A 22,568-nucleotide genomic window follows, 5' to 3' on the forward strand; every position below is an offset into this window, starting at 1 on the left:
AAACTGAGATTGACAAAAAAATAATGAGTATCTGGAGGGGTAAAATGATTAATCAAGTAGAAAGAAAAAACCGATCCTAAGTTGTGATAACAAAACTGACGTAATTCTATCGAAGCTTAACTATTTGATGAAAAAATCAACTGATAAGCACATCGTTCAAACTATAATATTTTATATTAAGAGGAGAATTGAAAATAAATATGAAAAAATTTGCCTTATTTTTAGTGTTAATTACACTATTATCCAGCAGTGTAGGGTTTGCCAATAATCCAAAGGAGGAAAGCAGTATGAAATCTTCAAATAAAATATTAATGGTTGTTACTAACCGAGATCACTTCAATAATTTCCATAAAACTGGTCTATGGTTGGAAGAATTTGTAGTCCCCTATCTAGAATTTCGAGCAGCTGGTTATGAGATTGTGGTGGCAAGTCCGTTGGGAGGAGCCTCTCCGGTCGATCCCCAGAGCATTCCCGAAAAAGTTCCTGCCGAATGGAGTTCTGCAATACAAGTCCTAGAATCGACTGTAAAACTTGATCAAGTTGATTATACACAATACGATGCTATCGTATTACCGGGCGGTCATGGACCTTTATTTGATCTACCAAGCGATCCTACCCTTGCCCGTATCTTAAGCTATTTTAACGCGGAAAATCGCATCATTGCTGCCGTATGTCATGGGACTGCTGGATTGATGGGTGCAACGACACCAGAAGGAAAGCCTTTGGTCGCAGGTAGAAAAATGACGGGTTTTACTAACGCTGAAGAGAAAATTGCCCAATTGGACAAATTAGTTCCATTCCCACTGGAGAGCAAACTTAGAGAATTAGGAGCTAATTATGTTTCAGGAGATCCTTGGAGCGATTATGTTGTCGTTGATGGCAACCTGATTACCGGACAGAATCCTCAATCCAGCGTTACTTTTTCCAAAGCAATTTTGGAATCACTGGTGAATAAATAGACAGATTTGGGCTGGTGTACAGTCTTCAGAATATGAAGGGCGATAGGAAAGATGAAAAAACTTTTTGATAAAACGAAACTATTAAATACGGATCTTAAAAATAGGTTTTTTAGAGGTGGGCTTTGGGAAGGATTAGCTGATGCCAAAGGACATATGACACAAGAGTTATTTAACATATATGAAGAGTTAGCAAGGGGTGGAGTTGGAACAATCATAACGGGATATGCCTTTATTACAGAAAATGAGCAACCTAACCCAAGAATGATGGGAATATATAATGATTCGTTCATAGAAGAATATAAAAAGCTGACAGATATGATTCATGGATATGGAACAAATGTAATTATGCAAATAGTTTATGGAGGATCTCAATCGAAGTTTAACACAGAGGGAAGAATTATATGGGGACCTTCGAGGGGTGAAAATGAAGTAACGAAAGTGATTCCAACGGAAATGAATAAGGAAGATATAGGATCTTTAGTAAGCGCATATGGCGATGCTGCCTTGAGAGTAAAAAAGGCAGGGTTTGATGGCGTAGAAATGCATGGTGCACATGGGTATTTATTAAGTCAGTTTTTATGTCCGTATTATAACAGAAGAACCGATGAATACGGTGGCCCGATAGAAAATAGAGCTAGAATAATATTTGAAGTATATAAAGAAATAAGAAATAGAGTAGGGGATGATTTTCCTGTACTTATAAAAATAAATGCAGAAGATTTTATGGATAATGGATTAACGGCAGAAGAAAGTTTATATGTATCTAAGAGGCTAGCAGAGTTAGGTATTACGGCAATAGAAGTTAGCGGTGGTAACGAATCATCTGTAAATGTACTAGAAGGGAACTTAGGTCCTGCAAGAACTAAGGTAGTTGTTAATAAAGAAAGAGAATCGTACTTTAAAGAATATGCAACAAGGTTAGCACATGAAGTAGAGATACCAGTAATATTAATAGGAGGAAACAGACATTTTAATGTGATGGAAGACATATTAAACAATACTAAAATAGAGTATTTTTCATTAGCAAGACCGTTGACTGCAGAACCAGATTTAATCAGTAAGTGGGTTATTGGGGATACTAAAAAACCTAAATGTGTTTCCTGCAATAAGTGCTATAATACGACAGGTCATAGATGTATATTTAATATTTAGTTAATATAAAGGTCCTTAAAAGCAGAAAAAAGCTAGTTGAAGCGCTTTAATCAACTGAGCTATCACCAAATATAAAATAGGCCAGAGACATTTATTTGTCTTTGGCCTTATTTTATGACTGCTTGTTCAGATTGATAGCTTTGCTATTTTTAAAGCGCTCTCCATGCTTTTAGTCGATGCGATAAAACCTGCCTTGTGACAAAATATAGCATCATCTATTTTAATTATAGAATTTATTTCTTCACTTGATTTGCCTCTAATGGATTCTAATAGATCTTTTCTTGCTTCGAAAGTATCAACGGTTTTCTTTACAGTCTGAATCTTATAATCGGCATTATTATCATCTGGAGAAATAACGAACAATACCTCATTATTTATATCTATTTTAAGTAATTGTTGGAGCCAAGGGCATCCGTTTTCTAAAACCATTATTTCATTAATAGTTCTGTTTTGAAAGGCTTCATTTACTATGGTCCTTGCTTTTATAACAGAAACTTGTTTACTTATTATTCTTCTTAAAACCTCAGTAGCATAGTGAACGGCTTCTTCAAATGCCTCATCTTTGGAATCAGTTGAATCCCACGTAGGATTAAAACTTTGGATAATATCACTTATTGAAGTTACTTTAATTTCTGATTTTACATCTATGCCATTATCTGTAGCGTCAATCCCCTGGACTAAAGTTTTATCAACATAATCAAAAATTGAACTTATATCATTTTCTTCTAATTGAGAATTAAACTTTTGTATTACTCTTGAACCAAACTCTCTCCAGATTAGACCACAAGAGGCATACGGAATATTATTTTCTCTTATTTCTTTATTTATTTGGTGATGGTCGAATTCTCCCAAGGATATATCATAAACCAGATCTATTTCTTTTAGTATATTTTCATCTCTTGTTCTTGTTACCTTTATATCCCCTAGTAGTAACCGAAGTATAGCGGTAGCCATAACATCGTCTGCATGAAATTTTCCGCTGTGTGTTCCTAAAGTTTTAATATTCTTTTCATTAATCATCATTTACCCTTTCCTATTCGAACTATTTATTATCATTTATATTTATATTATAAATATAGTATAGCATTGTTTAGGAAAATCTTATGCAATAACATGAATTTAAGTAAGTTTTCTAACAGTGATTTAACGTAGTTTTTAGACGTTGTGAGCCCTGTAGTGTTTTTATTTTGAATATTTATAATTCCCATAATAGTGTTTTTTGACGAAATAAACTTTTAAATTTACAGTTATTGTAAAACGGTGTATATTAATCATAGATTAGTAAGTTAATGGAAGGGAATGATTATAATGGCAAATACATATTATCATAACGGATATTGTGAACCAACAGATAAAGAAAGTAATACGGTGGTTAGTGATATAGTTATAATTGGTGGTTATGTTTTATCCATGATAGCTTTCACAGCTATAATATGGTATGGAGCTTCTATAGGAATTTATGTAGATCCTACATCTATTTCCTAGTAATTGAGGGTTTGAAAGAACTAACTTTAGGAGCAATAATTATGATAAGGTTAAAGAAAATAGGTGCGTTTATCGTAAGGCAATTTGCAAGGCGGGGCGAATTTATACAAAAAACATGGTTTTATGAATAAGCGAATCCATTGATATATGTCAGAAATTTTGAAACCATATATAGGAAAACGTAATCCTACGACAGGATATTTTCTTGTACGATTAATCCCGTCTTGCCTTGGTAAGATGGTGTTTTTTATTTAAATGGAAAGTGAAAAAATGAAGAGGACGACATTGTACCGCGATGATTTTTAGTAAATATGCAATCGAAGCAGTGACATCCGCTAACTTATATAGCAATACAAAAACTACACGGCCTAGTGAGCCCTGTAGTTTTTGTATTCTTTAACCATATATTGATGTTCGTATTATTTAATGTGGCAACTTCTTTTTTGTATCGGTGCATACTGGCAATATCTTAAGGAACCATATGGCATTATGGCGATTATAGCAGGTTCTCTAGCTGCTGGCTCAGTAACGACTTGGATTGAGCAGAACATGGGACGCCTCCTGCTCCTCCGGCTATTTCTGAGGATATTAAAAGAAAGTATGCGGAAGAAAATAAAATTTGGGATTAAATCAGAAAAAACCAGCAAGCAAATTTACTTGCTGGTATTGAAACAGAGTTTATTGATTTACGGGTCTGCTTGATTTTAATACAACTGATAAAGCCATTGAAGCTACTTTTTTAGAATCACTCGATGATGCTCCAAAATTTTTGGCTATGCTTTTAATTTCATTTTTAAACTTTTCCTCATCAAAATCAATAATCATAATGTCACCCCCTTTCGAGGTGAAATTTGGATCAGTATAAAAATTGAGCAGTGCTCTTTATTTAAGATATGCGTATTTAACATAAGAGGTGAACCAATGATTTGCGCTAAATGCGCAAGTCAATCGACTTAATAATGCGCAGTGAATTGATCATGCCGGATATATAACTAGGAAGACTAATACCAAGGATTACAGCTCGGAATAAGACTAACCATCAAGATCGGTGTTACCAAAGGCATAAAAAAAGGCTCTCTAGAAGAGAGCTGAGAGAAGAATGGGAAAGATTGTTAGCGACGTGAGTATGCGTCAATAGAATTATCACCAATAAATAGGAGTTCTATACATTATGCTTGTCCCTATTGCCCTTAAACATTGGAATGTTATAATAAGAAAAATAAGTGTTTCAAGAACATGGTATTGTAGGTGTAGTTTTATGGATATAGGATTATTTAAGACCTTTTTATTGGTAGCTGAATTGCTTAACATTACGAGGGCTTCAGAACAGCTTAGTTTCTCACAGCCAGCTATAACTGCTCAAATTTGTAGCCTAGAAGATGCTTTTCGTGTGAAGTTATTCGAGAGAACCGGGAAAAGGTTAACATTGACTGACGCGGGTAAGAAGATGATAGACTATGCTCAGCGGATTGTAAGCTTGTATGAAGAGACACAAAACGTTATGGCAACTTTTAGTCATGCGAGCGAAACTATTAGGTTAGGTGTATCAACACAAATGATAAATTATTTTTTGCCTTTCGTTTTAAAGGAACTCCAAGGGCAAATGCCGTCTCTTAACATTAGTGTAGAGATCTGCATGAATACGCAAGATGTTTTAAAAGGGATATTAGAATGTCGTTATGATTTTGGTTTTATACACGGAGAAAATACATTTAAGCAAATTAGACAGCATGGAATATGGACGGAAGATGTTTTATGGGTGGCAAGTCAAGAGTTTATCAAAAACAATGAAGTAAAAGATAATAATGATTTACCTGTTATCAACTACACAGTAGGAAGTGTATTAAGAGGAAAGTTAGATGAATTGACGGGAAATGAAGATTTACAGTCGCCGATTGAGTATAGTGATTCCGAGGCAATTAAACGTGCTGTTATAGCTGGATTAGGTATTTCTTATTTGCCAACAACATTGATAAAGGATGAGATAGCGATTGGGAAATTAATTGTCCTTGAAAGAGAACCGTTAATTCAGTTACAGATATCGTTAGTATATCATCACGATAAAACTTTCACACTTCCGATGTACGCTTTGTTATTAGCTTTAGCTAATCAACCTGGTGCAGATAAGACTATAAAGGAACTTCTATAGACAATAATAAGAAGTTTCTATAAGTAAATTAATAACTTGAATTTCCTTTTTATTTATAAATTCTGTAGTATAAATTTATAGAGTAAAATGAGGGGGAATTCAAGTGATAACGATTGGGATATTAGGCGGAATGGGACCTATGGCAACAGCCGATTTATTTGAAAAAATAATCAAAAATACTCCAGCAAGTACCGACCAAGAGCATTTAAAGGTCATTGTTTATAATAATCCCCAAATACCTTCACGTATTAATGCGATTATAAATGGAACAGAAAGCCCGCTGAAAGAACTTATCTCTTCGGCCAAGTTACTTGAAAAAGCAGGTGCTGAAGTTTTGGTGATGCCATGTAATACAGCTCATTTTTGGTATCAAGACATTCAAAAAGCTGTGAATGTTAAGCTAATTAACATGATTGAAAATACAGCAGATTATGTGAAAGTTCAAAAGTTAGATAGCACTGAAAAGTTTATGCTGTTTGCAAGTGTCGCTACGGTTAAAACAGAAATGTACCAAAAAGCATTTTTGGCAAAAGGGTTAGTTGTACTTACTCCAAATATTGAAGAACAAAAGATTGTATCGCTAGCAATCCAAGAGGCAAAGGCAGGGCGAATCGAAGACAATTCAAATAACAAGTTACTGTCAGAAATAATTTTTAAGTATCAGCAAATGGGGGTAAGCGCATTCATTGCGGGATGCACAGAAATACCCTTGCTATTTCCTTGCATTAGTGGAAATTATCAATTGATTGACCCAACTAAGATATTGGCACAAACAGTTGTTAATCAAGCAATGAAAATCAATTTGAAATCATCTCCGACGGACCTATATTGCAATCTCTAACGATACCAAGAACCTCTAGGGAATCTAGAGGTTTTTTTGCTATGACTAAACTTTAAATTGTCAGGCATGAATGGCCAAATTTCTTTTGCACCCCACTGAGTTAATTAGACCAAGACATAAAAAAGGCTCTCTAGAAGAGAGCTGAGAGAAGAATGGGAGAGATGTGTCAACGACGTGAGTATGCGTCAACATAATTATCTCCGATAAATAAGAGTTGTATACACAAAGGATGAGGGAGGAGGATAAAAAATATTAGAAAGGGCTTCGCTGCAGCAGATTGCTGTTTCATAATAAATTAGACAATAGTTAAAATAGAAACTCAAAGTTGGACATAATCTGATCAAAACTTTTCTGATCTTCATCTAGTTGGCTGAGGTTACCGTCACCTTCTACCCTAACAATAACCCCTTTTTTGTAGAAAAGGTAGCTAACTTTATATACCGATTTATTGTTATCAACAGTTATAAAACGTATGGCATTGCGGTTGTCAATCATTATATTGTGCTTATCTTCTAACTTACCTGCGTTTTCAATAAGAAAGTCTGCAAATCTGTCTATCTCTTCCTCGCTAGGTTCTATTTCAGTATATCCAAGAGAAATATAAACTTTAATCGTGGAACTACTGGGTGAAGTTGCCGCGAATAAAGTTCCATGAAAGTTGCTGATTTGCCAGTCGTTGGGCAATGTGATGCGAAATGTATTGTGGAATCGATCCTCATACACACTTCCTTCGGACGCAAAGGTGCAATTTGTCATAAATACAGTAAACAATACAACAAATAATAATATACGTTTCAAATGAAGACCTCCTATTTTTCAGCATGATTCTGAAGATTTTATTAAAGTAAATACGTTTCCCTTTAGTTAATGGGCTTCCCATATTCCACCAATATATCGGTAAATGCTTACTATTTCTTAAGTTTGAGTAAGAGTGAGTAACGTGATACTTATAGCTAATCTGATTTTTTCTAAAATTTTTTTAAATAGAATGCCATCATTGCAGGAGAAAGATGTATTTTATGGTAATTATGCCATTATAAGTAATAATCGTTTAGGAGTGTGATTGTTTTGAAATTAAAAGTATCTATGATTGTATTTTTTCTTCTACTTAGCATATCAATACCAGTACTTGCGTCATCTAAAATTGACCAATATATGTCAAATGCTAGATTTTCATCTGTTGTACCTTTAGAAACCGTATTAGATAACGGTGTTAGCATTAAGTTTGTTACATTAATGACTGGATATCTAGTTGAAGATTGGGGTAAGTCATATTATACTTCAAAACAAGGATTACTCGGTGTACCTTACACTGCGACAGTTGAGGGAGTTCGTATATCTATTAATAACCCAACAACTAAAGTAGCTATTATGAAATGGAGCGAATCGAATTTATCAATAGATTCTTTTTCGGGTATTCCCTTTTTGGATGGTATGAAATATCGGGATGCAGGAAACCCAGCATTTACACCAAATACAATTATAATGCCTGGACAGATTGTAGAAAAAAGCCTTTTTATTTCGAATATTACATATGCTGCAAGCATGTCTACAATGAAACATGAATGGCAAGTCATAGGAGTTCCAATACGCAGGGACGGAACAACAAAAGCAACAGTAACTTTCAATTTAATTCTAGGTAATGATCAACCACAATACCATAGCATATCAACACCTCCAATAATTATTCAATAATCAAATATGCAAAAGTCCTTACAAGTGTAGAAAGCATATTAACATGATAGAAACCGCTTACAAATGTAGGCGGTTTTATTGTTGCTATTTGTATTAATTTGAATAAAGGAAATAATTACATTTTATCCAATATATGTAAAATATAAAATGGATGAAATGGATGTGGATGAATGACTTCTCCAGTAACTCGAATAACGCCTATTTATAAGACCGAATTGAGAAAGCAACCCTATCAAAATATCTATTTACCAAATAGGAAACCGAAGGAAATTTCTAAAGAAGTATTAAATAAAGAAATATGTAAGGAATTAGGTTCTAAAATTTCAGTGAGAATTTAAGATTTAAATCTGTTAGCGTCCTCTGGACGCTTTTTTTTGTGCAAAAAATTAAAACCACGCTTTGGTAAAGCGTGGTTGCAAGAGGTTGGGGAATTAGTGGATTAGCCTAGAAAAATTAGCAACTAGAGAAAGAGTCTTCACCGCCACAACATAAGAATAAGAGGATAATAATAATAATAATAATACAGCCGGAACCGCCAAAGCCGTTGCGACCGCCTCCAAAACCTAAACCCATAAGTATTCCTCCTTTATCTTTACTCATATATTGTATGTAGTTAAATGCAGGAGGTGAATACAATGTACCTTAATAATTAATTTAATATAGTTTTTAGTAAGCCACTGGATGAAAGAATTAACGGTGGCTATTTCTATTTTAAATTCCAAGAGATTTAATCGTAACTTGCGAGGTACAGAGTGGCACTAGAGGATTATCTTAATCGTCTAAAACAAATAATTAGATTATGTGCATATAGGGAAAAAAATCCATAAAAAATAGAATTTGGTGAGGTAGTTTAGTTCCCTAACGTGTGAAAAGAGTATAATAGAATTAGTAGAAGTAGACACTAAAAAGGCTGCCTTTCGTAGGTAAATAAACTAGATAACGAAAAGTCGTAGAATCGTTATGATTTTAGCTAAGATACACAAAGAACAAAGGCGAAGGAGATACGACGATGGAGAGAAAAACAATATCAGATACAGGATGGAACTTAGATAGCAGTTATGCCCGTTTGCCGGATATGTTTTTTACTAGACTAAACCCAACCGCTGTACGCTCACCGCAATTGGTTATTCTCAATTATCCGTTAGCTACGTCACTGGGGTTGAATGCCGAGGCACTGCAAAGTGAAGATGGCATAGCGGTATTTGCTGGCAACCAGATTCCAGAAGGTGCTTCGCCTCTGGCTCAAGCTTACGCGGGGCATCAATTCGGAAATTTTGCTTTGTTAGGGGATGGGCGGGCTCTGCTGCTTGGCGAGCAGATTAATCCTCTAGGTCAGCGGGTTGATATTCAGCTCAAGGGTTCAGGAAGAACGCCATATTCCCGCCGGGGCGACGGTCGAGCGGCACTTGGGCCAATGCTGCGCGAATACATCATCAGCGAAGCAATGCATGGTCTTGGTATTCCTACCACTCGCAGCCTAGCGGTGGTGACAACAGGTGAGACCTTAATCCGCGAAACCTACCAGCCTGGTGCAATTCTGACCCGTGTGGCTGCTAGTCATCTGCGCGTCGGCACCTTTCAGTATGCTTCAAACTGGGGCACTATTGAGGAACTCCGGATCCTAGCTGATTATACATTGCAACGACATTTTCCAAACGTTGACATTGCTCCGAACCGCTATTTTTCTTTGCTTCAAGAAGTGATCAAACGGCAGGCCGTATTGATTGCCAAATGGCAACTGGTTGGCTTTATTCACGGGGTGATGAATACCGACAACATGACCCTTAGTGGCGAAACTATAGATTATGGTCCTTGTGCCTTCATGGATATCTATGACCCAGCAACGGTATTCAGTTCTATTGATTTACAAGGTCGCTATGCTTATGGCAATCAGCCGCATATTGCTGGATGGAATCTCGCGCGATTTGCTGAAACCCTATTGCCATTGTTGCATGACAATCAGGAGCAGGCTGTCAAGCTAGCCCAGGATGCAATTTCAGATTTTACTGAGTTGTATCAATCTAATTGGCTTGCGGGAATGAGAGCAAAACTGGGAATATTTAATGAAGAAGAACAGGATAAAAATCTTATTGAAGACCTTCTCGGTATGATGAAGAAGTATCGTGCGGACTATACCAACACCTTCCGCGCATTAACTTTTGATATGCGGCCCAATATGGAACTGTTTGGCACCACAGAATTTGCTCAATGGCATGAGTTGTGGCAGGCGAGGCTAGGCAGGCAGCAGGAAGCGGAAGCCTCTTCGCATCAGTTGATGCAAAATAGCAATCCTACGATAATCCCACGTAATCACCGGGTAGAAGCCGCACTAGAAGCCGCGGTGCAAGGAGAATACAGTGTAATGGAGCGGCTTCTTGATGTTCTTTCATGTCCTTACGCACACTCCCCCGAACAGGCTGATTACTCTACACTGCCAGCGCTATCAACCCGTCCTTACCGAACTTTTTGCGGTACCTGACATAGAAGCAAAGGGAGGATGTAGAGAGTACCATATAGGAATTCAAAAAAGCCACTACTGGTCATTTGACTGGTAGTGGTCTTTTTACCTTGCAAAGCGGCACTGCTTTTAAAACGTCTCCAGAGGCCGCTATAAAACATATTATAGTAGTTACCGTTTTTTACTTTAGGTATTTGGGTGATTGGGCTGATCTATACTAGCAATATAGGCAGCATTTTTTATATCCTGTTGTTTGTCTTTGGTTGATCGTTGTTGTTGCGAGTTACTGGCTTGTTGCGAGTTACTGGCTTGTTGCGAGTTACTAGCTTGTTGCGAGTTACTGGCTTGTTGCGAGTTACTGGCTTGTTGCGAGTTACTAGCTTGTTGTTGTGTCATATGATCACCTCCTGACCATATTATTTACGCATAGTGATCGAGCTATGCAATTGGTATTGGATATACGTCGTACCTATTGGTAGCACGGTGTTTTTTATTTTGAAGATTGTGTTATAAAAAATGATAAATAAAGTATGTATATAGTAAGGCTTTTCAAAAACATATATAGTTATGGGAGGGGGAGAAATGTGGTTCGATGGGCCTGATGTGTTTGAAGTAGGGGTTATTTTAACTCTGGTAGCTGCTTTGTGTATTTTTTGGCTAACTCATTCGGATCGTGCTTAAAGAAATTATTATCTTTTTTTGACCAAAAATTTTAAAATGCCGTTCTCATCTCAGACACTACAAGGGTTAACGAGCCATGTAGTGTTTTTAGTTTACTGCTTAAAATATCTTGATTAATCAAATATTACTAACTCATAGGCGATTATAATTAGTACAATCCAAGGGAAATAATGTGAAGCATTGGATAATAAAGTACACGTAGTTGTTAAATCCATTATAAAAGTCTCCTCTAAAAATAAAATAGATTCTAAATATACCAGTAATTAGGTTAAATGTAAAGTATTTACATTTAACCTTTTGAAATGCTTCTAGAGGAATTTTATTGAAATCGATAATGGAATGTTTTGAAAAATAGAAAGATGAATTATGATAATAGATGTTATGTATCTTAAATATTTAACAATATACCATAATTATGCAGGAATTTAACAATATTGAGCGAAAATTAACTAAAAAGTATATAATTGGCAAACCTTCTGAAAAGAAGGGACGCAAAGCTATGGGTCTAAGGACGATTAAGTCTATGATTGCCAGGTTGCATTTCTTGAAATGCAACCTGGCATTTTTTTGTGCAAAAATTGATGTTTGTTGCCAATTTTCCATCGAGAGGAATTAACCTGTATAAGTGTTGCAGCAAGCTTTCAGGTGAATGAAACGTATGTAATGGGACAACCAGACGCGACTATGAAAATACATCTTATCAGGGCGGTGAGTTTTTTAAGTGAAAAAGGTTTTTATATTACTGTTTTCGGTTGCAACGATAGTCGTTATACCAATAAATGAGCCCGGGGGAAACGTGGTATATGCTTCAAATGAAATGAAAATCGAGGGTGACAATAAACTTGTAATTCCAGGAAATACAGAAAAATTCAAAGCTGAATTTGCCTATGAAATGGCACAAATTACAGGGAAAATATTATCTACCCCAACCACAAATGTCGAGAACTTTAAAGTTGAATTTGCGTATTCAACTGCTAAGGTAACAGCAAAAATAATGCCGATTTTACCTAACAACCAAAGAAATGAATTCGCATATAAAATGGCACAAATCACAACAAAAATAATTGGTGACCAAAACCTAGATATTGAAAAAGCCAAAGCTGATTTTGCGTATGAAATTGCGCAAATGACAACGAGAATTATAACGAATCCAGACAAACTCACTACTGATAAAAACACAATGCTTACACTAAATAATGACTATGTTGATCCGAAAACAATGCTTAGGAATAATGCTGATATTGAGCCAAAAACAGTGGTTCAGTTAAATAATACAGTAACTAAGGAAAAAACAAAAAGTAGTAATACAAATTATATCTCACCGGAAACGTATACAGGCCTTGTAGATGAATTGAGTCATATAGGTGACCGGAGCAATCAGTTGGATAACAAAGTAAAGATTGATGGAGAAATTCGTTATCATTACGCATTGAATAGTGGTCCTGGGCAATTAGATCGGGATTCATCTGGAATTCGTGCCCGTATTGGTTTTAATAGTGCAGTGAATCAGGATTGGCGTGCTTATGGTATGCTAGAAGGTCAAAAGAATGTAGTAAATTATAATAATGACTTCAAGCTTTCACATCTATATGTGGCGGGAAAAAGCGGTGAATCGATAGTGACAGCAGGTTCGTTCGGTTACCTTATGGCGGACGGTAATATTTATGATAGCGATTTTAAAGGCGTCAAAGTTGAGTTTGGAGATCCGATAAAATACACGGTAAGTTATGGCGAAACCGATTACACGAAAAAAACATTGATAGCAACCGCGCGGTATAACGATTTTGATTACAATCTTGAAGTCGGTGCTCATCACTACCAAAAGGATGACGGAGATCACAGTCAAAACACAATCTGGACTCTTGGTGGGAATTATAATTTCAGTAATTTTGGTGTAGGGGCCATGGCTTTGGGATCTACTTTGACAGATAGCAAAGGTTATGTGCTTAGTGCTAACTATGGAGAATTAAAAACATGGAGGCCGGGTACCTATGGAGTATTTGCCAAATATTATAATCAACCCCAGGGCACGTATATTGCTCATGGAATGAATGGCACAGGTAGCTCTATGAAAGGATTTAAAGGCTATGGCTTAGGAATGAACTATACTTTGACAGAAAATGTTGTTACAGGTATCGAATATTATGGACTAAAAGACAAAATCAGCGGAGATAAAGGCGACACATGGTGGAGCCACTTAACTCATTATTTCTAAATTAATAGGTAGGTGAAATGAGATAGGGATGGAAATATTTGAAAGAATACGAACGAAAAAAGATTTTTTAGCAGTTGTAGGCCTTGGTTATGTGGGATTACCTGTTGCTGTTGCGTTTGCTGAGAAAGTCAAAACGCTGGGATTTGATACGAATCAAGAAAAAATTAATATTTACAAAAAGGGAATTGACCCTACTAAGGAAATTGGTGATGAGAAAATTCAAAGTACGGCATTGGATTTTACCACGGACCCAGCTAGGTTAAAAGAAGCCAAATTCATCATTGTTGCTGTTCCAACGCCTGTCAATGGAGATAAAACGCCAGATTTGGCACCGATTGTTAATGCCAGTAAAATAGTAGGGCAAAATTTATCAAAAGACAGTATTGTTGTTTTTGAATCTACAGTATATCCGGGCGTTACAGAAGACGTTTGTGTACCTATTTTAGAGAAAGAATCAAATCTGGTATGCGGAAAAGATTTCAAAATCGGTTATTCTCCAGAAAGAATTAATCCTGGAGATCGAGTACATAAACTTGAAAATATTCAGAAGATCGTATCTGGTATGGATGAAGAAACCGTGGAAAACATTGCGGCTGCCTACGAGTTGATTATTCAGGCAGGTGTTTATAAAGCACCTAGCATTAAAGTTGCGGAAGCAACAAAATTAGTTGAAAATGCCCAAAGAGATATTAATATTGCTTTTATGAATGAATTGGCAATGGCATTTAATCGAATGGGCATTAATACCAAAGAGGTCATCGATGCTATGAATACCAAATGGAATGCTTTAGGTTTTTATCCAGGATTGGTAGGCGGACATTGTATCGGTGTCGATCCGTATTATTTTATCTATCAAGCAGAGGTGCTAGGTTATCATTCCCAGATTATTGCGGCCGGTAGAAAGGTTAATGACAATATGGGGATTTTTGTTACTGATAATGTAATAAAGAAAATGATTCAATCTGATATCAATGTCAAGAAATCGAACGTTTATATTATGGGAATTACCTTCAAAGAAAATTGTCCGGATATGCGCAATTCAAAAGCCGTTGATGTTTTTAAATACCTTGCTTCCTATGGAATCAAGGTAAAGGTGGTAGATCCGGTCGCTGATAAGGCTGAGTTCAAGAAAGAATTCAATATGGAACTTGTCGATATAAAGGATGTTCGAAATGCTGATTGTCTGGTGTTCTTAGTAGCACATCAGCAATTTAAAGACTTACAGATAGAGGACTTAGAAAGTATGTTAAAACAACAAAAACAACAAACAAAGCATGTAATTATTGATATCAAGAATATATTTGACAAAAAGAACATAGAAGAGAAGGGCTACTCTTATTGGAGTCTTTAATGATAAGGGGATGATATACGTGAAAAACAAGAAAATTGTATCATCACTGGTTCTGCTTATAGGTATTTGTCTAATGGGGGTGCTATTCTCCAAAGACTTCTTTACAACGCAGACAGCCGGCGACTATCGCAATATTACCGATGTCCAAAATTCCTATAATGCCGATGCAGAAACTGCACAAGCCTTAACGCAGCTTAAAACAAGTCAAGAGAAGGCAACGGTTATTACACATAGCAATAGTGGACAGCGCCATATTGCATTAACTTTTGATGGATTAACAGATCGCACAAGTGTACAACAAATTTTGGACTTATTGAAAAAATATAATGCAAAAGCGACTTTTTTTGTTGATGGGATGCAGACTGCCGAAGATCCCCAGACTGTTGTAAACATCAAAAAAGAAGGACAAAGAATCGAGAATTATACACTCTCAGGTATGGTTAAAATGGAGAATCTCCCCGTAGAAAGAATAGTTAAAGATTTTTGTCGGGCGCAAAAGATTATCAAAGTAACCACTGATCAGGGGCCAAATCTTTTAAAATGCAATGAAACCAAATATACGGATCAATTGCTTCAAGTGGTGAAAGCCTCTGGGTTTAACAGTGTTGTAAAAAGCGATGTTTTCTTAAATGTGAAACAAATAAACTCTCTTCCTACAGCAGACAATTTTGTTGGTAATATCAAACCGGGGAGTATTGTTTCCATTAAACTAAAAACTAACCCCGAGCCGGTTGTTAATGAACCAGGAAAAACAGACTTAAAACCAGCTATAGACAAACAGCCAGGTTTAAAAGTGTTGCCACAATCGACAGACTTGGGAGAAAAAGAAATTATTGATGCGGTAGAAAAATTATTAATTGCGTTGGATAAGGCAAATTATACTACAGCCTATGTGGAGGATTTTTCAAAAACCAATACTACCCCAAAACCAGTAAAAACCACCCTATTGCAGAATCGTAATGATGTTAAAGTAAATAACGTTTTTTCCTTTATGCCTAAAATCACTGACTTTTTACGAGAACAGATCGCGGATTTGTTTACCTGCCGGACAGCTTATGCAGCAGAGATTGTAGATAACAATGCTAAAGAAATTAAGATAGTTTTAACCACAGAACCAGCTCTTTCCTATACATTCGGTGGACTGTCCAACGAAGCAGTAGTGAATGATGTACTTGGAAGATTGAACAGCCTTGGCATTAAAGCAACCTTCTTTGTGGCGGAAATAGAAATGAAAAAATATCCCGAAACACTACGGAGGATTATTGCAAACGGGCACGAAATCGGTGTTGCGATACGGCCAAAAGATGGGGAAACAATCGATGAAACTCGCAACACTATTATGCGTGGCCGTAATACCTTGCAAGAACAGTTTGGTGTGAAAACCAACTTGGTAAAACAACCATGGGGTGCCGTAGCAGATACAACAAAAGAAGCCGTTTTTAGCCTGGAATGCAAATTAATTGGTCAATCAATCAATGTTGTGCAAAGTAAACATAAAGATTACACCTCCGCAGATCAGGTTATGGCGGAAATTTTCGGTAAGTCCATATTTTCTTTAGCCCGCGGACAGATCATACATTTTAGAATGGATTACTATACCAATGATCGATTGGTTGGTGATTTGATGGAAACAATCAAACAACGCAAAGTGGATAACATTGCCTATGCAACATTTTATGATAATCCTGCAAATAATCCTGCAAATTATTCTCAGTATAAGATTAAGCCAGTCGGAGAAATTCTTAGTAATACAAAATTTACTTATCAATACCCAGTAGATCCGAAGAACATTCCAGTACGCTTAAGAAATGATCTTCATAGGTTAACGATTGATCAATACAATTTCCTCGACGAAGTTTCCAAACGCTATATTGGTAACGCGGATGTTACTTATGAAGATCGTATGCTCGGTTTTTCAAAAATGGAGACTCGTCATCTTGATAAGAGCGGTTTAGTACAAACAGAAGACAATGTTATATTCCTAACCTTCGATGACTGGGGGACGGATGCGGCAATCAATAAAATTTTATATGTCCTGCATAAGCATAATGTCCCAGGGACATTCTTTGTTCTTACAAACAATGTATTGAATAACCCTAATTTGCTCCGAACAATTGCCGTGCAAGGTCATAATATCGGGAGTCATTCTGACAAACATAAGCCAATGGTGGTTCGTGATCCGAAAACAGGTAAGCAAGTTATAACCCAGAATAAAGAAGAATATACCAAGGATCTTGCCACAGCATATCAAAAATTGCGGGATGTTACAGGTGATGTAACAATCAACGGCAAAACCGCCTTGACCAGATTCTTCCGTCCACCAACGCTAGCAATCAGCAAGATGGGGGCTGAAACATTGTTTGAAACCGGTTACGAGTATATTATTTCTGGTTCGTGTAGCACATACGATTATAAGGCCCAAAGTATTCCTGAGCTTGTTGAAACTATCAAAGAAGGAGTATATGCAAAAAACGGTAGTGTAAAAAAGGGTGCTATTTTAACTATGCATATGGGGGATAGCTGTATATACACTCCAACAGCGTTAGATATATTGCTGACTGCAAATGAAGCAAAATCTGATACTGATCCTTCCAAGTTTAAAGTTGGCAGGCTATCCGACTATTTAATTGATGGCTATTCGCAAATAAATCGAAAAAAGTCACTGAAATTAACTAGCCATGATAAGGATTAAAAATAGTCGGGACAAGAAAATTTATGGTGAAATGGCGAGATTGATTTATTTTATGCTGGTGCAGCGTGGAAATGGCAAGGAAGTGAACTATGAATAAATTATTTCAACAACAGATAAAAGAAGAAAAGGATGTTTTACTTGTTGCCAAACCTGACCGCAGGCTACTTTCAAAAGTGCCTGACAAGGAAGGTGTGCGTACAAATCTAGATAGGCGCCAAGTAAAAGATAATGAGGGTTCTAGCGATATTTCAAATCTTATAGAACATGAAAAAATGGGCAGACGTTATCTAGTGAATTATGATGTTTCAATCGAATATGTTTCTGCTGACAAAAAAGTAACTTGCCACGGGAAAGGTACTGATATATCGACTACCGGTATGTTAATTGAAGTCCCCCATGAGGTTGCTCAAGATTTGAGTCACGCATCGCAAATCAAGCTAAGGTTTATCATAACACCCGGCAGTATGCCGGAAGGATATGAAATGAAAGTCAATATTGCTGCTAAATATATTCGCTTTGACAAAAATGCAGACGGGAAAACCTTATGTGGAGTAGCATTTTTAGAATCACTAGCCCAGTATGCAACCAAGAAGAAAAATTGGTATATGTTATCGGTAGCCGCATTTTTCCTATTTTTTATTAGTGCTTGCATTCTTCTGATGAGGGCGGAAAGTGTACTTTATTTTAAGTTTAATAAAATTTTGTATATGTATAGCATTATTGCAGCAACCTTTTTGCTCACTAGATATTTGTTCGGTTCTTTTTATCGACCTGTTCCCATTGATAAAGACTTTACACCAGGCGTTACGATCATTGTTCCTTGCTTCAATGAGGAACAATGGATACAAAGAACGATTTCAGGTTGTATTAATCAAGATTACCCAATCGACAAATTAGAAGTTATTGTTGTAGACGATTGCTCTAACGACCAATCTTTTAAAAAAATTAAAGAAATCGTCGAAGAACTAAAAATCAAAGAACAACGTTATGATATCGAAAACAGGGTTTATTGTGTTCGTCAGGAAGTAAATGCAGGTAAGCGGGAGGCCTTAGCAAAAGGAACTTTAATGGCCAAGCACGAATTAATTGTATTTGTTGATTCGGACAGTTTTTTAGATCCCTTTGCGATTCGTAATATCGTCCAGCCATTTAAAGATACGAAAATGGGTGGCGTTTCTGGTAGAACCGATGTTGCTAACACGTATACTAATGCACTCACAAAAATGCAGGCTGTACGATATTTCATTGCCTTTCGTATTATAAAAGCGGCAGAAAGCTATTTTGATGCAGTCACATGTTTATCCGGTCCTCTCTCTTGTTATAGGAAAGATTTGATTGTAAAACATATGGATGCGTGGTTAAATCAGCGATTTTGGGGAGCAAAAGCCACTTTCGGTGATGATCGAAGTATGACCAACTTTATATTAAGAGAAAACCGTACAGGCTACCAAGATACTGCAATATGTAATACGATTGTACCGAATACATATCGTATTTTTCTGAAGCAGCAGATGCGCTGGAAGCGTTCGTGGCTTAGAGAATCGCTAATTGCAGCTGTATTCATGTGGAAGAAAGAGCCCTTTATGGCGTTATCTTTTTATATGGGCGTGCTCGTGCCGCTCTTAGCACCCCTTATCGTTCTTTATAATTTAATTTACATTCCACTTACACACAGGGTGTTTCCGTTAACCTTTATCATCGGTATTTGTTTAATGGCATTGCTTATGAGTATGGCGCAATTGTTTCTTAGAAAAAGTTCAACTTGGATTTACGGGTTATGGTTTTGCTTATACTACGAAGCCGTACTTTTATGGCAAATGCCCATTGCTTGGTTTACTTTCTGGAAAACAACATGGGGAACACGCATGACTCCAGCAGATCTTGCAGAGCTGTTAAAAAAGAATAGTAAAAAGCAAGAGAGGGCATAGATGATGACGATATCAAATGAAAAATTCACTGCCCAAAAAGACAGAAGAAAATTTATACGTGTCGTGATACAAATTATTATCATCCTTGCAGTGATTGCTATTTGTATAACAACTTTTTTTACCCTAAGAGCGTATAAAACTTTTACGCCACAAAATACAAAAATTTCAGGAGATAAAGGCTTTATTACTCTTGCCTATTTTGGTGTAGAACGAATAGGCAACCAAAACCTAATTGGAGTGGAGCGTTTGCATGAACATTTGCAAGCGCTAAAAGATTTAGGTTATGTAACTATCACACAACAAGATGTTTTAAATTACTATCAATCAGGAAAAAACTTGCCCGAGAAATCATTACTTTTGATTTTTGAAGACGGCAGGAGAGATACTGCAATTTTTTCGCAAAAGATTTTGGAAGAAATGAATTTTAAAGCTACAATGCTGACATATCCGGAAAAGTTTGAGAAAAAAGATACTAAATTTTTAATGCCAGAAGAACTAATAGAACTTGAAAAGTCAACTTTTTGGGAAATGGGTACCAATGGATACCGACTTGCATTTATTAACGTATTTGATCGATACAATAATTATCTAGGAGAATTAGATCCATTGGAGCACGCTAAAGTTGCGCCTTATTTAGGACGTAAATACAATCATTATTTAATGGATTATATTCGTGACGAATACGGTATTCCAAAAGAGAGCTATACCAAGATGAAAAGCCGTATTGCTTATGACTATGAAACCCTGCGAGATATTTATACTAAATCAATCGGGTATGTACCTGGAATGTACATTCTAATGCATTCCAATACAGGGAGTTTCGGCAATAATGATAAAGTAAGTGCTGTAAATGAATATTGGATTAAAAATTTGTTTAAGATGAACTTCAACAGAGAAGGCTTTTCCTTCAATCAGAGAAACAGTAGTATTTATGACTTAACAAGGATGCAGCCACAGGCGTACTGGTACACGAATCATTTGCTAATGCGTATAAAATACGATAATAATCAAGACTTAGAATTTGTCAAAGGCGATTTGAATAAACAAAAATCATGGGAAACTCTTAAAGGGGCACTAGAAATCAAAGAGGAAACTATGATCTTGAGCTCTTTGCCAAAAGACAAAGGTTTGTTGCGCTTAAAGAATAGCAGTGATTTTGATGACATGAAACTTTCCGTAATGTTGAAGGGAAATAAACTTGGTTTACAGAAAATATATCTTAGAGCAGATGAAAATTTGAATCGATTCTTATCTGTACATATTCTCAATAATGTTTTATATGTTACGCAGAAAAATGGCGATTCCGAAAAAGAACTATTTAAATTAAATTTAGATAAACATGATGGTAAAGAAAGCCTGTCAATCCCTGAAGATAAAAAAGCGGCTGAAATGCGGGAGCTAGAAACTTTCGTAAAATATGCTAATTCTGCTGAGAAGGCAAAGATTTACTCAGAACGATTAAAAGATAAAAACCTAGAAAACGCTGCCACAGTGACAGCGGGCGCAGAGGAATATATACCTGACCTCAGTGTTCATGCAAAAGGCGATCGTAATGTATCACTCTCTCTCAAGGGAGATAAGATAAGTATTATGATAGATGGTAAAGATGCTGTAAAGGATTTACAAGTGTTTAATACCAAAGCGGGTGCTGTTTACCTTGAAACGGCATGGGGCGGTTATGGCTGGAGTCAAAGAAATTTGGCGGATGATGTATATGACGGTGTATTTGAAAAACTAGTTATTACAGAAAATACGGGTGCCGAGAAAGAAAAGATTTTATTTGACAGCAGTCTGCACGGACTTGATGCCGTCGAATTTAAACTTAAGAAGTTATGGGAAACGCTTATAAACTGGTTTATTGTCAACTTGTAATAATAGGAGGAAGTAAGTGGGTGGGCAGCATATTTTGTAAATTTTTAAAAGCAACTATAGTTGCATCTGTCTTTCTTATCTTAATAGGCTGTAATTATAGTAGTCAATCTGCTGTAAATGCAGTGGCAAAAGAACCAACGAAAAGAGCGGCATGGTTAGCTTACTGGGATTTAGATGCCGGGGAAAAGGATTTAGAAAAGATCGGAGATAAACTGAATAAACTCTCTTATTTTGGCGCATATTTTGACAAAAACGATTGCCTATTCATACCAAAAGAACTTAGTGATAAAAGAATGGAACTAAAAAAGAAGAAAGAAAAATATGAGACGTATCTTACTTTTGTCAATGACAAGCAAAATCTTGATGGATCGGTTGTAGTGAAAGATATAGAAGTTCTTCGCAGGCTATTTTTGGATGAGACGTCTATGGAGAAACATATTGATGAAATCATTGCGTTGACTTTGCAAGGCGGATATGATGGCATTGAAATTGACTATGAAAAAATATGGAAAGACGAAAAAGTCGGACAGTCCTTCTTGAAATTTACAGATAAACTTTATGAAGCAGCCCTGAAAAATAATTTAAAACTAAGGCTTGTACTGGAACCAAGTGCCCCTTTCTCTTCCGCCGAATTTTCCAAAGGACCAGAATATGTAGTTATGCTTTATAATCTTTACGGATTGCATAGTGCTCCAGGGCCGAAGGCCAATAAGGAATTTATTCAAAAAATGTTGAAAAGGATGGAAGCTTTGCCTGGTGAAAAAACAGTAGCATTTTCAACGGGCGGTTGCCTATGGGGTGACAATGGTGAAAAAAGATTTTTGACGGAAGTAGAAGCAAAAACCCTTGCAGTGACATATGGTGTTGAAACCAAAAGGGATGAAGAGAGCCAATGCGTAGTGTTTGAGTATAAAGATATGGGGGTTACATATCAAGTCTGGTATGCTGATGTGAAAACTCTAAATTACTGGATCGCTATCGCTAAGGAACAAGGGGAAAATAGCATCAGCTTATGGCGTTTTGGCGGCAATGTAGACATTAACAAAATACTATAAGTAAACTTATACCTTGCAGGATAATATTACCTTTT

At 36.4% G+C, this 22,568-nt stretch carries 18 protein-coding genes and 1 riboswitch; of the genes, 13 read left to right on the forward strand and 5 right to left on the reverse strand.

The features are described from left to right. Positions 1-200: 200 nt before the first annotated feature. Together UFO1_RS08895 and UFO1_RS08900 are read left to right on the forward strand one after the other, a co-directional pair. Positions 201-959, forward strand: coding sequence for a type 1 glutamine amidotransferase domain-containing protein (locus UFO1_RS08895; RefSeq protein WP_236639363.1), 759 nt, complete (start codon positions 201-203; stop codon positions 957-959). 51 nt (positions 960-1,010) lie between these two features. Then, the gene (locus UFO1_RS08900) at positions 1,011-2,111 is read left to right on the forward strand and encodes an NADH:flavin oxidoreductase (RefSeq protein ID WP_038670090.1); all 1,101 of its coding nucleotides are present in this window, start codon (positions 1,011-1,013) and stop codon (positions 2,109-2,111) included. A 126-nt stretch (positions 2,112-2,237) separates the two neighbouring features. Here the strand turns inward: UFO1_RS08900 and UFO1_RS08905 are convergent, their stop codons facing one another. Beyond that, positions 2,238-3,134 carry an MYG1 family protein gene (locus tag UFO1_RS08905; protein ID WP_236639364.1) on the reverse strand — a complete coding sequence of 299 codons (897 nt, stop codon included), beginning with the start codon at positions 3,132-3,134 and terminating at the stop codon, positions 2,238-2,240. A 285-nt stretch (positions 3,135-3,419) separates the two neighbouring features. On the opposite strand from UFO1_RS08905, the gene UFO1_RS25425 reads away from it, so the two are divergent. Further along, positions 3,420-3,596, forward strand: coding sequence for a hypothetical protein (locus UFO1_RS25425; RefSeq protein ID WP_173406214.1), 177 nt, complete (start codon positions 3,420-3,422; stop codon positions 3,594-3,596). 419 nt (positions 3,597-4,015) lie between these two features. On the opposite strand, the gene UFO1_RS25960 is transcribed toward UFO1_RS25425, so the two are convergent. Next, the gene (locus UFO1_RS25960) at positions 4,016-4,147 is read right to left on the reverse strand and encodes a hypothetical protein (protein ID WP_256380536.1); all 132 of its coding nucleotides are present in this window, start codon (positions 4,145-4,147) and stop codon (positions 4,016-4,018) included. A 127-nt stretch (positions 4,148-4,274) separates the two neighbouring features. Beyond that, positions 4,275-4,421 carry a hypothetical protein gene (locus UFO1_RS25430; RefSeq protein ID WP_173406215.1) on the reverse strand — a complete coding sequence of 49 codons (147 nt, stop codon included), beginning with the start codon at positions 4,419-4,421 and terminating at the stop codon, positions 4,275-4,277. Positions 4,422-4,854: 433 nt separating this feature from the next. Between UFO1_RS25430 and UFO1_RS08910 the strand changes: the two genes are divergently transcribed. Then, positions 4,855-5,745 carry a LysR family transcriptional regulator gene (locus UFO1_RS08910; protein ID WP_158442786.1) on the forward strand — a complete coding sequence of 297 codons (891 nt, stop codon included), beginning with the start codon at positions 4,855-4,857 and terminating at the stop codon, positions 5,743-5,745. Positions 5,746-5,848: 103 nt separating this feature from the next. Beyond that, complete coding sequence (locus UFO1_RS08915) at positions 5,849-6,586, forward strand: aspartate/glutamate racemase family protein (protein ID WP_071841999.1); 738 nt, start codon at positions 5,849-5,851, stop codon at positions 6,584-6,586. Between the two features lie 306 nt (positions 6,587-6,892). Here UFO1_RS08915 and UFO1_RS08920 read toward each other — a convergent pair whose 3' ends face one another. Further along, the gene (locus UFO1_RS08920; protein WP_038670091.1) at positions 6,893-7,384 is read right to left on the reverse strand and encodes a PsbP-related protein; all 492 of its coding nucleotides are present in this window, start codon (positions 7,382-7,384) and stop codon (positions 6,893-6,895) included. 270 nt (positions 7,385-7,654) lie between these two features. On the opposite strand from UFO1_RS08920, the gene UFO1_RS08925 reads away from it, so the two are divergent. After that, complete coding sequence (locus tag UFO1_RS08925) at positions 7,655-8,281, forward strand: hypothetical protein (protein WP_038670092.1); 627 nt, start codon at positions 7,655-7,657, stop codon at positions 8,279-8,281. Between the two features lie 1,009 nt (positions 8,282-9,290). Beyond that, positions 9,291-10,760: a YdiU family protein gene (locus tag UFO1_RS08930; RefSeq protein WP_038670093.1), complete on the forward strand. Its 1,470-nt coding sequence runs from the start codon at positions 9,291-9,293 to the stop codon at positions 10,758-10,760. Between the two features lie 165 nt (positions 10,761-10,925). On the opposite strand, the gene UFO1_RS24875 is transcribed toward UFO1_RS08930, so the two are convergent. After that, positions 10,926-11,135 carry a hypothetical protein gene (locus tag UFO1_RS24875; protein WP_038670094.1) on the reverse strand — a complete coding sequence of 70 codons (210 nt, stop codon included), beginning with the start codon at positions 11,133-11,135 and terminating at the stop codon, positions 10,926-10,928. 741 nt (positions 11,136-11,876) lie between these two features. Beyond that, positions 11,877-11,963, forward strand: a riboswitch (cyclic di-GMP riboswitch). 178 nt (positions 11,964-12,141) lie between these two features. On the opposite strand from UFO1_RS24875, the gene UFO1_RS08940 reads away from it, so the two are divergent. The 6 genes from UFO1_RS08940 to UFO1_RS08965 all read left to right on the forward strand — a co-directional run bounded on the left by UFO1_RS08940 (position 12,142) and on the right by UFO1_RS08965 (position 22,533). Continuing rightward, positions 12,142-13,635: a porin gene (locus UFO1_RS08940; protein WP_144390877.1), complete on the forward strand. Its 1,494-nt coding sequence runs from the start codon at positions 12,142-12,144 to the stop codon at positions 13,633-13,635. 28 nt (positions 13,636-13,663) lie between these two features. After that, complete coding sequence (locus UFO1_RS08945) at positions 13,664-14,986, forward strand: nucleotide sugar dehydrogenase (protein ID WP_038670095.1); 1,323 nt, start codon at positions 13,664-13,666, stop codon at positions 14,984-14,986. Positions 14,987-15,005: 19 nt separating this feature from the next. Continuing rightward, positions 15,006-17,678 carry a polysaccharide deacetylase family protein gene (locus UFO1_RS08950; protein WP_038670096.1) on the forward strand — a complete coding sequence of 891 codons (2,673 nt, stop codon included), beginning with the start codon at positions 15,006-15,008 and terminating at the stop codon, positions 17,676-17,678. 89 nt (positions 17,679-17,767) lie between these two features. Then, positions 17,768-19,606: a glycosyltransferase gene (locus tag UFO1_RS08955; protein ID WP_038670097.1), complete on the forward strand. Its 1,839-nt coding sequence runs from the start codon at positions 17,768-17,770 to the stop codon at positions 19,604-19,606. Beyond that, positions 19,607-21,478, forward strand: coding sequence for a glycoside hydrolase (locus UFO1_RS08960; RefSeq protein WP_038670098.1), 1,872 nt, complete (start codon positions 19,607-19,609; stop codon positions 21,476-21,478). A gap of 20 nt (positions 21,479-21,498) precedes the next feature. Continuing rightward, a complete protein-coding gene (locus UFO1_RS08965) occupies positions 21,499-22,533 on the forward strand; it encodes a glycosyl hydrolase family 18 protein (protein WP_038670099.1) in 1,035 nt (344 codons plus the stop codon). The last annotated feature ends 35 nt before the right edge of the window (positions 22,534-22,568 follow it).

The sequence above is a fragment of the Pelosinus sp. UFO1 genome (assembly GCF_000725345.1).
Classification (GTDB): domain Bacteria; phylum Bacillota; class Negativicutes; order DSM-13327; family DSM-13327; genus Pelosinus.